The 13,266-nt window shown below is 55.1% G+C and carries 15 protein-coding genes; all 15 read right to left on the reverse strand.

What is annotated here, in order from left to right; all coding sequences use genetic code 11:
* Nucleotides 1-76: 76 nt before the first annotated feature.
* On the reverse strand, nucleotides 77-385 hold the full coding sequence (locus tag F822_RS12060; RefSeq protein WP_025041028.1) for a hypothetical protein: 309 nt from the start codon (nucleotides 383-385) through the stop codon (nucleotides 77-79).
* Nucleotides 386-388: 3 nt separating this feature from the next.
* Entirely contained in the window at nucleotides 389-1,174 is a 786-nt protein-coding gene (locus F822_RS12065) for a hypothetical protein (RefSeq protein WP_025041027.1), read from the reverse strand.
* Between the two features lie 12 nt (nucleotides 1,175-1,186).
* Nucleotides 1,187-1,609, reverse strand: coding sequence for a hypothetical protein (locus F822_RS12070; protein WP_025041026.1), 423 nt, complete (start codon nucleotides 1,607-1,609; stop codon nucleotides 1,187-1,189).
* Complete coding sequence (locus tag F822_RS15430) at nucleotides 1,593-1,760, reverse strand: hypothetical protein (RefSeq protein WP_156304417.1); 168 nt, start codon at nucleotides 1,758-1,760, stop codon at nucleotides 1,593-1,595. Before F822_RS15430 ends, F822_RS12070 begins: the two co-directional genes overlap by 17 nt.
* Complete coding sequence (locus F822_RS12075; protein ID WP_025041025.1) at nucleotides 1,757-2,035, reverse strand: head-tail joining protein; 279 nt, start codon at nucleotides 2,033-2,035, stop codon at nucleotides 1,757-1,759. The genes F822_RS15430 and F822_RS12075 overlap by 4 nt, the downstream gene beginning before the upstream one ends.
* Nucleotides 2,036-2,038: 3 nt before the next feature.
* Nucleotides 2,039-2,371, reverse strand: coding sequence for a hypothetical protein (locus F822_RS12080; protein ID WP_025041024.1), 333 nt, complete (start codon nucleotides 2,369-2,371; stop codon nucleotides 2,039-2,041).
* A gap of 74 nt (nucleotides 2,372-2,445) precedes the next feature.
* Entirely contained in the window at nucleotides 2,446-4,425 is a 1,980-nt protein-coding gene (locus F822_RS12085) for a phage major capsid protein (protein WP_025041023.1), read from the reverse strand.
* Entirely contained in the window at nucleotides 4,422-6,038 is a 1,617-nt protein-coding gene (locus F822_RS12090; protein WP_025041022.1) for a phage portal protein, read from the reverse strand. Before F822_RS12090 ends, F822_RS12085 begins: the two co-directional genes overlap by 4 nt.
* Entirely contained in the window at nucleotides 6,035-6,595 is a 561-nt protein-coding gene (locus F822_RS12095; protein WP_025041021.1) for a hypothetical protein, read from the reverse strand. Before F822_RS12095 ends, F822_RS12090 begins: the two co-directional genes overlap by 4 nt.
* Nucleotides 6,596-6,653: 58 nt before the next feature.
* Nucleotides 6,654-8,618 carry a phage terminase large subunit family protein gene (locus tag F822_RS12100; protein ID WP_197272824.1) on the reverse strand — a complete coding sequence of 655 codons (1,965 nt, stop codon included), beginning with the start codon at nucleotides 8,616-8,618 and terminating at the stop codon, nucleotides 6,654-6,656.
* The gene (locus F822_RS12105) at nucleotides 8,536-9,087 is read right to left on the reverse strand and encodes a DUF1441 family protein (protein WP_025041019.1); all 552 of its coding nucleotides are present in this window, start codon (nucleotides 9,085-9,087) and stop codon (nucleotides 8,536-8,538) included. The genes F822_RS12100 and F822_RS12105 overlap by 83 nt, the downstream gene beginning before the upstream one ends.
* A gap of 94 nt (nucleotides 9,088-9,181) precedes the next feature.
* Nucleotides 9,182-9,763 (reverse strand): phage tail protein, encoded by a 582-nt coding sequence (locus tag F822_RS12110; RefSeq protein WP_025041018.1) that lies wholly within the window; start codon nucleotides 9,761-9,763, stop codon nucleotides 9,182-9,184.
* Nucleotides 9,760-10,059 (reverse strand): phage fiber-tail adaptor protein, encoded by a 300-nt coding sequence (locus F822_RS12115; protein WP_025041017.1) that lies wholly within the window; start codon nucleotides 10,057-10,059, stop codon nucleotides 9,760-9,762. Before F822_RS12115 ends, F822_RS12110 begins: the two co-directional genes overlap by 4 nt.
* Nucleotides 10,056-12,788: a hypothetical protein gene (locus F822_RS12120; RefSeq protein WP_025041016.1), complete on the reverse strand. Its 2,733-nt coding sequence runs from the start codon at nucleotides 12,786-12,788 to the stop codon at nucleotides 10,056-10,058. Before F822_RS12120 ends, F822_RS12115 begins: the two co-directional genes overlap by 4 nt.
* Entirely contained in the window at nucleotides 12,789-13,172 is a 384-nt protein-coding gene (locus tag F822_RS12125; protein WP_025041015.1) for a hypothetical protein, read from the reverse strand.
* Between the last annotated feature and the right edge of the window lie 94 nt (nucleotides 13,173-13,266).

The following is a 13,266-nucleotide window of genomic DNA, read 5'->3' on the forward strand; positions in this document are numbered from 1 at the left end:
ATATCGACGTGATCCCGAACGTAGTCCCACGTCCACCCTGTGTTGGCGCAGACACGTGAATACAGTTCAAACCAGTTTATTTCCCCGGCAGGGCTTCCCCCGGTTCCAGCGCCTTTCGCTTGAGCCCGCCGACATCCATGATCGCTTCCATGACTTCCTGCATGTCTCCGAGGTCAACCATCTCGGCTACCTTTGCCCGCGTCATCTCAGGATAGTTACGTGCCAGTGCCGAATGCAGGGCGTCGATCACGGTCCCGACAGACTCGAGACTGGCGCCAACCTGAAACTTGCTGATTCGGTCTTGCATGAGCTCGATAGCGCCAAGGGAAAGCGGTGGCACGATGTAGACCGCCCCGCCCAACTTCATTTTTATGCCATTGATCATGGTTTACTCCGACATCGAATAATCGAATATCCGACCTTGCGCATCCGCGAAACAGTCGAAGTCGATTTCCGGGATTACGAAATCATCCAGTTTGGTAGCTACGGTGAGCTTTGAGGCGAGGCAAGAGTAGAACGTGTAGGTAACAGCCTTGCCTTCAAACGGCAGGAGAATGTCGGCGCGGAAGGTGGGCGCATAACCCATCGGCAAGTTTGCAACGGTGGATTTGGTTGCGGTGGTACTGGTGGCGGTATATCCATAATTGATGAATACCTTCAAGCCCAGGTCAGCCGCGGCAAACAGATAGACGCCAGCCGAAACCGTGTATTGCCCGGTTGCGGGAGTAGCTGTCACGCGCGTCATCGGCAAGCCGCCGGCAGTCACTACGCCCAGATCAGTTGCCCAGGTGCCGGTATCCGGGATCTTGATGGCCACGAGAGAATCAGCCGCGCCCGCCGTGATCGTGAATGGAGAGGCGGGAATGAGAATGCCGACTGAATCCTGCTTGATAGTCGCGATCCCTGCCGTGAGCGTTTGGCCGAAGAAAATGCTGTTCCACATAGCGCCGTTGACCTGTGCGTTTTTGACCTTGCCGGATATTTTGCCCTTGCCGCGCCCGGCCTTTACCGGAAACTGATTCTGGCCATACAGCAACTTGTTATCGAACGACATGTCGATGGAGATTTCCTGCGACAACCCGAACTGGATGGGCGAGGGGACAGCAACAGCCGCGCCAGTCGCGTCGATCAAGGGCGTGCCCCATAAGCTGCCGGCACCGAAAATGGTTTGCATTTTGTTGCTCCTTTATTGGGTTAAATCAAAAACTTGAGTGGTGTATCTGATGTGATAGATAAACGTGGAGAACCCGGCCGTTTGATCCGCTTCGTGCGACTCCCACTTTGCCGGGCCCTGCAACGTTAGCGACGCCAGCCCGCCGAGGGTTGGATCGACCATGATCCGCGCATGAGCGGCAACTATAATTGGATCGGCGAGTTGATCCGGTACGTCGCCCCGGGTGTAAACGTCGATCGCCACGGCTAGCGTGGCAATAGTTACCCCAGCAAACTGCTTCTCTGGAATATCCTCTTCCGGCCGCACTATGATTGCCGGCGATTCATCCCGCCCGATCGCTGTCACGCGTGAACGAAATACACTCGCTCCTGCCGGCGTTGTCCCTGTCAACAGGGTTACCAGTGCCGACAGAATTTGCTCACGCTTGCTTGGCATCAGCCTTTCCTGCCTTCTCCGGCGGCACAAGATCGATCCGAGATTTATGCATTTCTGCCAGGTCAGCAGGTAACTCGATCAGCTCGCCACCTTCCAGCGTCTTGCCATCCATGAGAAAGTGTTCGCCATTCTTGATTCGGTATGTATTCATTTTTGCAGCATCACCTTTGAAAAAACGCCGTCATCCTGTTTTTCCCCTACGCCTCTGGCGGTGTACTTCACGCCATCAACAGTGACGACATCATCTCGTTTGAATGAAACGACGCCGGTTGGGTAGGTGAGGGAATAGTCAGTTGAAATGGCATCGGCGCCGGAAAACGGCATGCTGTTGTCCGGCATGTCGAAGATTGCGGAGAAGGGGACATTACCTTTCATGCACGGGACCGCGAAGTCCCCGAGGAAATCGGTAACGTCCTCCTGGAACATCGATCAGGCCTCGGGCGCTTTGGGTTCAGCTGGAGCCGATTGCTGCGCTGGAGCTGATTGCTGCGTTGAAGCCGTCAGCGCCGCTACCAACTGCGCAACCAAATTTGCCTGACCCGACGCGGACATCGCCGTTACCTTCTTTTCCTGTTCGGCCTTGAATGCCGCGGCGCGCGCCCTTGGCTCGGCAAGCTCTAGTTTATGAAGATGAAGAGCGGCCACATCGTCATCGAGCTCGATCGTTTCGCCGCCGATAATGGTTTTGTCGTGAATCTTGCCATCACTGCTTCTTACTTGCGTGATGACCAGGAAGCCATCGCGCACAATATATTTCGCCATTTTTAATCCTTCAGAATTCGTGAATTGGAAACGGGCCTTTCGGCCCGCTTGTTATCGATACGGTATTGACCAGATTAAGAAGTCAGGGTGTCGGAAATCACGGAGAAACTGGCCGCGTGACGCACGCCGATGTCGATAGATTGCAGTGCGCGGATCAGTACGCCGCCGGATTTGTAAACCGACGCATCGTAAGGATTCGGAACAATCTCCAGAACCCCCCATTCGCCGATCAGCAGCTCATTCCAGGCGCCAAAGAAAACCTCGGAGCAGATGCCGGCGGCGGTGCCTTTAGTCAGATTGCCGCGCGCCTGGTTGGTGCGGGCAACGGGATAACCGTTGATCTCGCCTGGTGTTCCGGAACGCTGGCCAACCGCCGAGCCTGACCAAAGATATTGGCCGGTGGTGGATTTGAGTTTCTTGAGCGCGCCTACCGATTTTGCATTTGCCATGTACGCCAGAGACTCTTCGGGCGCATTCGCTGCCATGACCGCCGTCTCAAGATCGATAAGTTGATCGATGGTCAAAGCCCCGCCATTGGTGCCGCCGATAACCGAACCGATGCCGGATACGTTGGCGATACCGAGAGGCTGCGCAGATGAACCGCTGCCGGACAAAGCGGCAAGATCGATGCCTAGCGCAAGCTGAGCGATCAGATCGGCCCGCACGATCATGTCGATATCGGGGGTCGACTGCATTAGCATGTTGCGGCTGATCTGGCTGAACGTGCCGATGGTTTTGAGTGTCAGGGAAATTTTGTCGAAAGTGGCTTCTGATTCCGTGGTGTTGGTGCCTTCCGATGTCCAGTAGGTTGAAGACGCACCGGTTTGACGCGGAATGTCAACATTGCCGACAAGTCCGGAGAGGACGGTGGCGCCCATTTGCATCACGCGAGCCTTGTTGCGCAGGACTTCGATGAACGAACCCGCCAGGAGATCAGTGGCAACCAGGGCGCCGCCTGTTGCGGACGCGCCCGTCGAGTAGGCTGCACGCGCGGCAAAAGGTATGTTCGTCGGGATGAAGAAGCCGCGTTCGTTTTGAGGAACCCGGCCTAGGCGTTTGGCGATGGCGTTGGAAACCTCCAGCTCGAAACCTGCCTCTTTCCAGTTTTGGTTAAGTGAAGCATTCAAGGCGCGGATAACGGAGTACCCATCCTTTTCACGCTGGGTCATATCGGCATGCGCGCCTTGGCCGAGATCCACCGCTTGCTGGGTATTCCGTGCCTGCAAGATGTCCAGCACTGCTCCGCGCGCGACTTCAACGGTTGCACCCTTTTGGATCAAGCCACGCTTCACTTCCGGATCGATCTTGTGCTGGTTGCAAAGACCGTCTATTTGAGCAATACGTGCCCGTTCAGCTTCGGCGCCGGTCTGACGTTCGCGATTTGCGTCAACGACTACCACGGCCGGCGCGCCGCCGGCTGAGCCGCCCGTGCCATCGCCGGCAGCGTCTTGCAATACTCTTTTACCTTTCATTGGAATTTCCTTCTTAATTTCGGCGGTCGCCGGTTTCGGTATGGATGTGATTTCCACATCCCGCTCTTCATCGCCAGCCCCACGCCCGACGCCGACAGTAGCGTCGGCGGGAACAGTGACTAGTGAGATTTCGTACGGCTCCCAGTCGGTAGCCTTATAAATTTCTTTTTCGGTATCCTCCTCAAACTTGAATACCCGATACATGAAAGACACGTTGCACAAGATGCCGTCATCGGCCTGCTGCATCGCCCAATCGCCGCGCTCATCTTTTCCAAAGCGAACGGTGGCGTAGCCTCGCCCGCTCCTGATCTCCACGCTTTCAACGATCCCCAGGAGGTCATCGCGGTTGTGATTGAACAGGAGCGGCATGTTTGCCTGGCGGATGCCATCGATACGGACCGCGCCTTTTGCATGGCTCAGGATTTCGGTTCCGTACCACATCTCTACCGGCTCTTCCGAACTGAACGACAATTCAACTGTTCGGGTCTCTTTGTTCGTCAGTGCCCGCGTACCATCAACATTGAGGATCCGTGAGACGACACGAACTTGCGGCTTAAGTTTTGCCGGCCGTTCCTTGATCATATTTGCTCCAATAAAAAACCCGCCGAAGCGGGTAATTGTTTTTCTTCCTCTGCTCCATCTTTCGGAGCATCCTCGGCCGGAGGATCGACTGCGGTTGGCTGCGACTCTCCAGGTAAACTAACTTTGGCGGGATCGGTATCGAAAGACAGGTCCAAATCAGACATCATGTCCAGCTCTTGACGCCTGGCTTTAAAAGTATCCTCGGCATCAACCCCTCCACCGGTTTGCGCCACAACATCCGAAACCGTCATGAATCCGCTACGGACCGCTGTCTTGAAGGCATTCACTTCCTTGACCGGATCGATCCAGCCCCAGCCGCGCGGCTTGAAGCGCACTGCCTGGTACTTTTCTCTATCCTCGTAATAATCGGGAGGAATATTCAAATCCCCAGACATGACAGCCGCTTCCATCCACTCGCAATATATATTATGCATCACACCGCGGATTAGCCACCCTTGCAGGACTCGCCACAGATCCCGATCATCTAGCAGAGATAGGCGACTGCTGGAATAGTTGGATTGCGAGTAGTCGCGAGAAAGGGATTCGTAACTTACACCGATACCAGCAGCCATCTCGCGAAGCATGTAGCGCATGAAAGGCTCAAGCGCAGCATTCGGGCGGCTTGGATTGAAGCCCATAAAAGACTCACCTGGCAGCAACTGCTTGAATGTCCCAGGCTCGGCATCGATGACGCGCTGCCCATTGGCAAGATCATCCGCCGGCGCTTCGTCTGGCGTTGTAATAAACCCGACGATATTGGCAGACGCGCGCGCCGCGACAATCTCCGCCTCTGTGTAGCCGGCCATGTCGTGTATCTTTTTCAGAACAGCATGGAACCATGGCACGCCCCGGCTTTGCGGCCAGCGGTCGATTATGAACGGATGGATGATGTCTTCCGCCGGCACGCGCAAAAACTTGGCCGGAACGAACGAAGCAAAGGTGTAGTCACCCGGGTGAACAGGGTGCAGCCAGTAAGCAATGGGCCTACCCCACTGATCCATTTCCACGCCCATGCGGATCGTGTTGCCGTTCGGCGCCTTCGCGGTTTGGAATTGATCCATCAAGCGGTCGGCCTCGATCACTTCCAGCGCGAAATGAGCTTTCCCGCCGCCGAACGGTTGCCTGATTTTACGGATCAGCATTTCGCCGGCCTCTACCTGCTGGCCCATCAGCACACGAAGAATCTCCGTGAGCCCCAGCTTGCCAGCGACATGGCAGGTATTCGATAGAATCCACTTTCCCCATGCGGCCTCGATCTGGGTATTGATGTCTTCTTGCAGCTTTCCTTGACTATTGACCACCTGGGCTTGCATGCCTATACCGTCGCCCACCACGTTATTCTGTACGATGCGCACAGCGTTTTTAGCGTGGCCGTTGTCCCGCACCATCTGGCGCGACCTTGCGCGCAACGCCCTGAGACTGGTCAGTATCTCTGAATCTGCAGAGGTATTTAAAGCGGTCCAGTCAGATGTCAGCCGGGTAAATTGCGCCCCGGCGTATGAGCGTTGCGCCGGTTTGGCCGCTCGCGCTTTGGCTAGCGCCCGCTCTTTATTCCATTTCGCCAGGACCACGGATCCCTTCACAGCGACGTTCCGCTCGTCATACCAGCTCATCTGAACCTCGCGTATAGGTTCGATGGGTTGCCCAAGCCGTTGGCAATAGCCTTGCTGTGCTGCTCATTGCGCACGCGCAGTTTCCAGTAGCTGATAGCTGCTATGAGCTCAGCTGCCGTGTAGTATTTCGCGGAGCGCGAACCGATGGAGTATTCCCGTAACTTCTTCCCGCTCGCGTTTAGATTCGCCAGCGCGGACTCCGCATCTGCCAAGGCTTTCTCGGCCACGCTGCGCGAATCGTGCCCGACAGTTGCGAGTGACAGATCCGGCGTGATCGTAAGGGTGCCAGTCGCGGCAGTGACGCGCACACCTTCAGCCTTGACGCATGCCGCGAAAGTGTAACGTCCTGGCAGCAGGGTTCCGCTTTGCTCAAGCGTCAAGGTCGTTTTCCAACCTTGCCCATCGGTAACAGCAACAAGCGTCAAAGAGGCCGGGCCGCGCAATTCATAAATGAGCGAGTACCCGCTGCTGTCATAGCGGTTACCTCGCGCATCGGTGAATGCTCCGTCATTCCAGGAGGTTGAGTCGCCCTGCTGTAAAGCGTTAAATATATTCATTTACATTCCCGGTGTTCGACAGTGCAGACGTCTGCACCGATATCGCCCTGCTGTTCGTTTACCAGCGCGACGCGCTATAGCTCTTCCTACCCGGATTGAACGGCGCAGGTTTTGGCTTGATTACGGGTTTTTCAGCCACAACAGGAACAGACGGCACATCAGGAACCGCGGCGGCTGCAGGTGTAGCGGGCTCGGTGAAAATATCCGCTTGGCGCACCTTCTGTTCCAGGTTCAGCCAATGTGATTCCTTGTACAAGTTCAGCTTCAGCGAGCGCGCCGCGTGCAGTGCATAGACCTCACAATCCAGCGCTTCATTACGCACGCCGGATTTCTTTTTCCAAACTTTTTTGTTCCGGATGGTGCGGTGCGGCACCTTGATCTCGCTGGTGAGCTGCTCCCAGTAATCTAGGCGGACCGTGTCATACCAGTGCATTCTGCCCGGTCCCGAACCGGTCAACTGCAACCTGCCTTCGAGCAGCAAATCTTTAGCACGCGATGTCCCAACTATGAACGGCTTAAGCCCATGCTTTGTGTGCTTGTGCTGGCGGTTGGTGTCCACCGACGATTTGGGAGGAGCGAATATTTCGCGCCCATCGTCTGTTGAGGCGCCTTTTACCGCCATGTAGTTCTTGTTCAGGCGCCGGCGCACATAGCTATATACAGGGTCCGAGGTAACACCATCTGACGAATCTATACTTACAGCGCGAATCATGAGCCTGGTGCCGCCGGCATGAACAAACTCGCGCGTGAGCAATGCATCAAGGTCAATCCAGGCGCCTTGCTCGGCGAGCCGGGTGTCGCCGTGGATCTCGCCCCAGTACAGCAGCCAGCTCTCTTCCCCTCGACCCCAAGCGCGTATAACTACTGCCAGCCGATCATGCTGCACATCCACACCAGCGGTGAGTACCAGGCCGCCCCAGGGAACGACAAATTCTTCGTACTCTTCCGCGCGATCCTTCAGCACGTCTTCGGTAGGAAGGTCGCTCTGATATTCCCAGGATAAACCAAGGGAGGAGTTCCAGAACGCGATTAACGCGCCGATGTCACCCTGGGCCTCTTCGGCTTTTGCTGCGAGATATTTCTCAACGAGCCTGGTAAGTTTACTTTCAGCGAATGGCGAATAGAGTTCGTTGAGGTAGAAACCAGCCACGCCGCGAAATTCGGCAGTGGCCCGCCACTCGCCGTTGCGTACGCCACGATTTTTTTGTGCATCGTTCCACAGTGCCCCGCAATTTGGGCAAGCATAATATGCGGTTTCCGGCAGCGCATGCCCATACACAGAATGGCTGCGGGTTTCGTCACTGTGCCAGTGCACGTTCTCCCAGGCCAGCACATGCGACTCGTCGCATTCGTGGCACGGCACGAAGTTTTTTCTCTGATCGCTTTCCAGCATTTCGGCAACGATGCTGGAGACACCCTTGATACTCGGCGTACCGCCTGCAATAACCTTTCGATCGTGATACGTTTTTCCCCGCTCCTCCAGGAGCTTGATCGAGTCGCCTTGACCCTTGATGTTCAAGTTGCAATCGTCGGGTTCCTCAACGATCATGATCTTTGCAGGCGTCGATTTCACCCCGCCGGTACTGTTCGACCCGATGAACTTGAGGAAGCCGCCGGGAAATTTTTTCCGGTTCTGTGTGTTATCGGCTGTGCGAGTCTTGGTCTGTACCAGGGCTGTCAGTACCGGCGTCGCTTCAACCATCGGGTTGAATTTTTCGACGTTGTAATCCTTTGCGTTCTGATCCCTGGGAAACATCACGATAACCGGTGCCGGCGCGATGTGGATCGTGTACCCGATCAGGTTATTGATCACGCCATCGGTCCAGCCAACCTGCGCGGATTTTTGGCAAACCACTTTCCGCACCGTCCGATCATTGATGCACTCGAGGATCCCGCGCAGGTACGGCGTGATTGCCAGGCTGTACTTGCCCGGCAAGGCGCTATTCTCTGCTGAGATATACCGGTACTTTTCCGCCCATTGCGCTACCGTTATTTTCGGCGGCGGCGCAAAGGTCCTGGTCACCCGCTTCAGCAGTGCCTTCAGCGGATTCGTATTCGGAGAGTTTGCGTAGTGCATCATCAAAAGTTTCCGCGATCAGGTCGCGCTTGGCATCCACACCATCCGTTACCTCTAAAAGATGAGCCAGGCGATCGGGCTGCGAGCGCAGAAAGGAGCGGGCGGATGCGACCATCGCATTCCACGCCGGCTCGATCTCACCCACAGGAATCAGCAGTCCGCGCTTCTCCGCGATCTCCAGTTCGACCTTGTCACCCTGCAGGCGGGATAGTCTGTCTTTCTGCGATTCCACCTGGAACTTGGCAACCTCCCGGGCGATCATCCAGGCGATTACTTGCTCAGTGTCGTACTGGTTCGACTCGCCACGCTCTCCGCTGTACACAACCGGCAGGCCGTCACGCTGCCAATCGGTCAACGTTCGCTCAGAAATGCCGACGATTTCTGAAAGAGCTGATTTATTTACTATCTTGCTCAAGATGAGGTCAAAGGAAGGAAGTCAAGGGAACCCAAACATCTGCGCGTTTCTCGCGGTTCTCGCACCCGCTGTAGGAGGGCCTGGGAAGTACCTTTTACCTCTTGAGGCTGAGGTATCGCACCTCATGCTCGAAGATGCGCGGAAAGTTATCAATGATCTTCCTCTTCAGTGCTGCTTGAACTATGTCATTGACGAATGCTGCTGGTACGCTCGGGCCATACAGTTGCCTGATCGGTAGGCCGCTCCATACCCTCATGCCGTTCTTGACTCTCAGCTTGTGGCCTGCCCCGGTACGTACGAACACGCCCTTGTGACCGTTGGGCATGGTTGCAATGAATGCGCCCGCTATGATCTTGCGTCCATTCTTGACATTGACTGATACGCCAGCCTTCACAGCACGGGCGCCATAGTCTATTAAGGGAACGACTGCGCTCCTGGCTCCTACCTTAGCCAGTCGGTCACCGGGACGTGCGCGACGAATGTACAACTGCTTCTTGATCACGTACACCTTCAAGCCATAACCCGCATCGCGTATGCTGCGTGACGTTTGAGTCTTCACTTGCGCCGCTATCTTATTCAGCGCCCTGGGCACAGCCTTATCCATTACCTCTTTGGGTACGTTACCAAGCTTAGCTAAGGCCTTGCTTATATCAGCCTTCACGCTTACCTTGATCATCGCTGCTTTACTATCACGCGGAAGCTTCTATCCTCGGTACGGGGCATGGTATTTGCGGTGACTATCCGGCACGACACCCAATAGGTTTGCCCAACGTTTCCGCCTTTTAGCCACACCGTTGCGATCGAGTTGGTCACAGCCTCATCATGTTTTGTCAGGCCGGCGCCTACCGTCCATGTGGCAGCATTGATTGTGTCGCCATCAAGCCATGCGGACCAATCCACCGCGTAGTCGAGATCCGCATCCGGATCTTTGATGATGTAATCGCCGAGCGCGTCAGTCTCGAATCCCGTCATGCTGATAGCGTCCTGTTTTCAGCCTCAACTTCGATAACCCTCAGCTCTCCAACTACAGCCATTGTTCGCCATGATGGCGTGGGTAATAAACCACTTGGCCTGAGTGATCCAGAGCTTGCTAAATTCGCTTGAATGCTCGATGCGGCAATCAGCATATGCTGCTGCACGATAGCTGATGCTGCCGCTACGTTATCCTGAACGCTTGCCGGACAAACCAACGCTTGCGCTTGCGAAACTACGACAGATGCGCTGATATTTGCCTGAGTCGAGGGCGAGGGCGCGAGATCATGAACAACTCCTGTCGTGATCGCGCCCACGCTTGCGGCATTCGCCTGCGTCGATCCCGCTTCGTTCAGGACATGCGCCTGGGAAATTGTGCCAGGCATGCCGATGTTTGCCTGAGTAGCAGCGGCTGCGACAAGGTTATGTTCTGCCCCTGCCGCAATTGCGCCTGTGCTGGCCACATTGGCTTGTACTGATCCCGCTGCGCTGAGCGCATGAAGCTGGATAACAGCTCCGGTGATACCCGTATTAGCTTGAGCTAACCCATCCCCTATCAAATCAAGTTCAGCTTCTGTTGTCTTCAGCATCCAGACCGAAGCATCTTGAGCGGTTTCAGTTCGGGGCTGATCAACAATTACTACCGATTTAAGCGCGGGAACATAGCGCATCCGGCCAAGGATAGAAATCTGATAGTTCCCGATAGGCGTAGGGCCGGTGGGTACATGCTCGGTTGCGGCCCACGTAGTTGACGCCCAGCCTGTAACCGGACTCCATTCGGGTATTGCTACGGTGTAATACGTGCCGGGGTTATCTTCCCAGCCTGTCCAGAGATAAAGTAAGTCGTCATGTTCCCCGTAAGCCGCGCCGAATGATCTGCTGGATATGTTCGTAGGAAGCGGAGTTCCATCTTCCAACCGAACAAGGCGGATAGGGGTATCGTAAGAATTCCAAACTGCCGTTGAGACATGCACCGCCGCAAGTTCAGTCGCTTTCGCCGGAGAGCCGATCCCGCTTAAATCTCCTAGCCCGCCACGATAGAACATGCCGCGCTTGCTGTCGAAAACACCCCAACTTTCGTAGAGAACCGAGTTCTGTGTTTGGGTAAGGTAGGAGAAGGTATCCCGTCCTCCAGCGCGAATATCCCCGAATTCATATCTGTACCAGTATGGAAAGCCGGAGGCGCTGTCCATCGTGAAGTAGCAAACGTCTTTGCCGCCTTCGTCAACGCAGACCGTAGCGCCATTAATATGGCTCAGACTGTCCAGGCTGTAACCGCCGTCTACCATGTCTATGCGGTTATACCAGGCGTTCGATCCGGCCTTTACGTTTGTCGTGTCCCAACCGGAGCCAGTTGCCCCGCCCACCTTGTTAGGGTCAGCCAGTGCCAGATCGAAACACCACGGCCCTACAGCGCGGGAACCCGTTCCGACCTGCTCGCGGAATGCCTTGCCGCTGGAATATGCTGCGCCGCCGAATGTGCAGAACATCCTGTTATTCGGCAAGTAAACATTATTACAATAAGTGTGAGAGGACTGGGGCGCATCTTTACCGAGTATGTAAGCGTCTACCGGATCTCCAGTGAGCGTGAATTTGCTCGGCAAACTCCCGCGCTTCCATTGCCCTGTTTGTCCATTCCAAATGTAAATCTCGTTACCGCCATAGTTCGCGTGGCCCCCGCCCCATACTATGAGGTTACCTTTCTCGGTATCCCATGCAACGCTCGGCCACGCGTTCAGGATGGCAAAGTGCGACCAGTCGATATACCCTGGCGCGTCGTCGCTGCGCGGCATCGTGCAGTCGAGAAACGTGCTGGTGTTGACTTGAAGCCACTCCCCCTTCTGCACCGGCTTCAATAGACCGCGAAGTCGGCCATAAGGGTCCGTTGAGCCTACACTGCAAGCGTTGACCTGAGTTGCATTGCCGCCAGTTAGCGTTTGTGTTCGGGTTATGCTTCCCGAAGAAACCAAATTCGATTGACTCGATGGTAATCCGAACAAATTACCCGGCACTGAGATATACCCAACGCCGCTGGTATTTGCTTGTGTCGCGTTCGATCCCGTTAGAGTCTTTGGCGATGCAGTGAAAATAGCATTAGGGTCGGAAACAAGTCTTGCTATCTCAGCATCGCTAATTGCCTCAATGTAGGCTTGCGCAGTTATATGCTTGAATGGTTTTGTTGCATGTCCAGTGATACTGAAATTCTGGTCCGGCCCCATCGCGCCAGCCTCTTTCCAGAAGTCACCAGAACCTATCAATGCTCCATCAAGAAAGAACTCGACCTTATTTTGTACTTCGGTATAACGAACCGTAATAGTGTGTAATGAGTTATCGGTTATGTCATAAGTCAAGTTTGAATATTTAGCGTAACCGGAATGCAGGTTCACGCAATACATATACAGAACGCCAGGGGAGTAACTGGTTGTGCCTATTGCCCATCCATAACTAGCCCCGGCTACGCGCAGAAATTCCTGCGCGGCATCGTCTCGGAGAACGCCATACCAGTTATAGGTAAAATCTCCGGACACAAACGGGTCAACACCCGCTTCGACATACCTCCATGCCGTCCAGCTACCGCTAGGAACAATAGCAACGCCACCCGCCGTGGTTTCGGTCGTGAGCGTAGAGCCGTCCGGGATCGAGCCTGTTAACAGCTCATTGATCCCTTCCGATCCGCGTAGAACGAACCCGGCTTTTGCTCCGAGCGGGTCGCTTAGATTGACCGGCACTTAGGCTGGTTGACCGCTGGTATAAGTCAGGCTCGGGAAATTTATCGTATTCCCGCTGGTAATCACCTGATCGCTGGTTTCGTCCGTTACCAGCAAAACCTTACTCACATTATCCGTAAAAGCAATGTGCAGATCCGGTGTTGCGCCTGAGTTGGCGAAAGCCGCTCCGCTCTTGGCTGAGACACTCAGCACACGCGCTGCGCCATCGGCGCCGGTCAGTGCATAATCGCCGGGGGCCATGGTGACTTCACAGATCGAGTTTCCGGTCACGGTTGCGTACGAGTCACCGACAGCGAAAGCCTTGAGCAACAGCATGCGGATCGCACCATTTCTGATTGCATTGAGGCCACCATCCAGCACATCGGAATGAGCATATTTAGACATTGATTCTCCAAATGACGGGCATAAAAAAACCCGAAGGCGCGGGCCATTCGGGTGCTGTGCTGCGTTTCTATATGATCTGGGCGGACTTCTGAAA

This window comes from Nitrosospira briensis C-128, assembly GCF_000619905.2.
Lineage (GTDB): Bacteria > Pseudomonadota > Gammaproteobacteria > Burkholderiales > Nitrosomonadaceae > Nitrosospira > Nitrosospira briensis.

Coding starts and splice junctions, on each gene's coding strand:
- F822_RS12060 (WP_025041028.1), bottom strand. CDS start 385: ATGATCAATGGCATAAAAATGAAGTTGGGCGGGGCGGTCTACATCGTG.
- F822_RS12085 (WP_025041023.1), bottom strand. CDS start 4,425: ATGATCAAGGAACGGCCGGCAAAACTTAAGCCGCAAGTTCGTGTCGTC.
- F822_RS12090 (WP_025041022.1), bottom strand. CDS start 6,038: ATGAGCTGGTATGACGAGCGGAACGTCGCTGTGAAGGGATCCGTGGTC.
- F822_RS12125 (WP_025041015.1), bottom strand. CDS start 13,172: ATGTCTAAATATGCTCATTCCGATGTGCTGGATGGTGGCCTCAATGCA.
- F822_RS12080 (WP_025041024.1), bottom strand. CDS start 2,371: ATGGCGAAATATATTGTGCGCGATGGCTTCCTGGTCATCACGCAAGTA.
- F822_RS12110 (WP_025041018.1), bottom strand. CDS start 9,763: ATGATCAAGGTAAGCGTGAAGGCTGATATAAGCAAGGCCTTAGCTAAG.
- F822_RS12065 (WP_025041027.1), bottom strand. CDS start 1,174: ATGCAAACCATTTTCGGTGCCGGCAGCTTATGGGGCACGCCCTTGATC.
- F822_RS12070 (WP_025041026.1), bottom strand. CDS start 1,609: ATGCCAAGCAAGCGTGAGCAAATTCTGTCGGCACTGGTAACCCTGTTG.
- F822_RS15430 (WP_156304417.1), bottom strand. CDS start 1,760: ATGAATACATACCGAATCAAGAATGGCGAACACTTTCTCATGGATGGC.
- F822_RS12095 (WP_025041021.1), bottom strand. CDS start 6,595: ATGAATATATTTAACGCTTTACAGCAGGGCGACTCAACCTCCTGGAAT.
- F822_RS12115 (WP_025041017.1), bottom strand. CDS start 10,059: ATGACGGGATTCGAGACTGACGCGCTCGGCGATTACATCATCAAAGAT.
- F822_RS12075 (WP_025041025.1), bottom strand. CDS start 2,035: ATGTTCCAGGAGGACGTTACCGATTTCCTCGGGGACTTCGCGGTCCCG.